Origin of the sequence: Dietzia cercidiphylli (genome assembly GCF_014145145.1) — a bacterium.
GTDB classification, from domain to species: Bacteria; Actinomycetota; Actinomycetes; order Mycobacteriales; family Mycobacteriaceae; genus Dietzia; species Dietzia natronolimnaea.
The window spans coordinates 1-1,966 of sequence record NZ_JAALEA010000358.1; the positions used below are offsets into that span (position 1 = coordinate 1).

Here is a 1,966-nt window from a genome sequence, read left to right on the forward strand (position 1 = left end):
ACCGCGACCCGCAGGCCCGCCGCACCGGTCCCGCGCGGGTCGGTGATCGGGTCGATCAACCGGGCCGACCACCCCGCCAGGGCCTGGACGGCCACTCCCACGCCCACGCCGACGGCGGCCGCCACGAGGACCGCCAGGAGCACCCCGATCCGGCGCGGGTCGTTGTAGTAGATGCTGCCGATCCCGCGCAGTGCGCCGCCGGTCCAGTTACCGAACGTGCTCATGGAGTTGACGCACACCACCAGCACCCCGCCCCAGAGCAGGAGCGGCCACAGCACGAGGCGGCGGAGCATGACGATCACCCCCACCACCGCGAGGGCCAGCAGCACCCAGCGCACTCCCCAGTCCTGCACGTGTCGCACCTGTAGCGCCACGGCCCGGCCCCAGACGGCCGCCCGGTCGGCGTTGATCTCGAACTCGAAGGCCGAGATCTCGTCCGCGTCCTCGGAGACGGTGAGGACCTGGGGCAGCAGCGTGAGCACGCCCGCCAAACCGATCCCGGCCAGTACGAGGAAGTCCCGCAACCGGCCCCGGACCGGGCGCCACAGCCCCTCGAACAACCACCAGAACAGCACGAACACGGCTGCGGTGACCATGGCCGACGGGTGGATGCCCCCGACGCCGACCAGGCCTAGCGCGGCGGCGGGCACGAGTCGTCGGTCGGCCAGCGCGGCCACCACGACCGCGGCCACCAGGCCCGCCAACCCGTTGGCCACCCCGGACGGGGTCGCGGCCACCATCACCTCGACGAACGGCAGCCCGGGGAACAGGGGGGTGGCCATGGCCGCGACCGCGGCCGAGGTGGCGGCGGCCGGTCGGGAGAAGCGCCGGTGGGTGATGAGCCAGGCGAGTGCGGCCACACCGAGCGGGAACGCCAGCGCCATGGCGCCGATCTGCACCAGGTTGTAGGTCTCGACCGCCCCGATGCCGCGCAGCCCCATGACCAGGGCGGCGATCGCGTGCCAGGTGCTCGGGTAGTAGAGGGTGGCCCCGTTCTCCGGGTACCGGAGCTCGCCCGCCTGGTCCGGGGACGCCAGTCCCGTGTCGTGGATGAACCGGATGTAGTTGGCGTGCCAGTGGGCGTCCCAGCCCTGGAAGACGTTGGCGGTGCCGCCCGGCGTGGCCGAGAGCTCGGTGAGGATCATCTGCCCGATCAGCCACGCGCTGACCGGGATCGACGCGGCCGGGAGCAGCCACCACCACGAGCGGCGGGCACGCGGCGTGTCACCCACCCGCCCGCGATGGCGCCGCCGGACCCACAGCGTCCCGGAGATGAGCAACCCCACCAGCCCGACGATCACCGCGGTGACCGCCGTGGCCACCGCATACGCGCCCAGGGACCACGGCACACCCGACCGGCCGTACGCGTAGGTGGCGATCGTGACGATCCCCGCGGACACGGGGATCGACGTGCCCACCGCCAACCGGAGCGGGAGCCGTGCGGCCAGTCCCACGATCAGCCCGGGGACCACGAGGAGCGCGGTGAGGGTCAGCATGACCATCGCGATGTCGATGACCTGCCTCCGTCCCTGTCGTACTCATCCGATCCGACCATTATGGGCCACCCGCCCCGCGGCCCTCAGCGCGGCACGAGGACTCCGACCGGTCCGCTGCCGATACACAACTCCCCAAGGCCCCCTTCGGGAGTGAAGGTGACCCCGGTACCGGACCCCTCGACGCGCACGAACACCGTTCCCAGACCCGCCGACACCGGCACCGTCACCTCGGCGCCCTCGTCGAGGCGGACATCCACCTCGCCGTCCGCGTCGGCGAAGAGATTGAGCTGGACGAGCCAGTCCCGGTCGATCAGGGGGCCGTCGAGCGGGATCCGGGCACCGCCCCCGGAGACCCGGTACCCGCAGCCGGGCTCGGGCCCCTGGGGGATCGTCCGGAGCGCCGCGACCTCGGCCGGATGAAGGGTGCCGAGGGCGTCGATCACGACCGGATCAGTGGTCCACCCGGTCAC

The 1,966-nt window shown here is 72.6% G+C and carries 1 protein-coding gene and 1 pseudogene; both read right to left on the bottom strand.

What is annotated here, in order from left to right; genetic code table 11:
- A partial coding sequence (locus G6028_RS12850; protein WP_241730741.1) for a DUF6541 family protein occupies positions 1–1,496 on the bottom strand: 1,496 nt, incomplete at its 3' end.
- An 83-nt stretch (positions 1,497–1,579) separates the two neighbouring features.
- A pseudogene (locus G6028_RS12855) lies at positions 1,580–1,966 on the bottom strand (hypothetical protein); the annotation flags it as partial.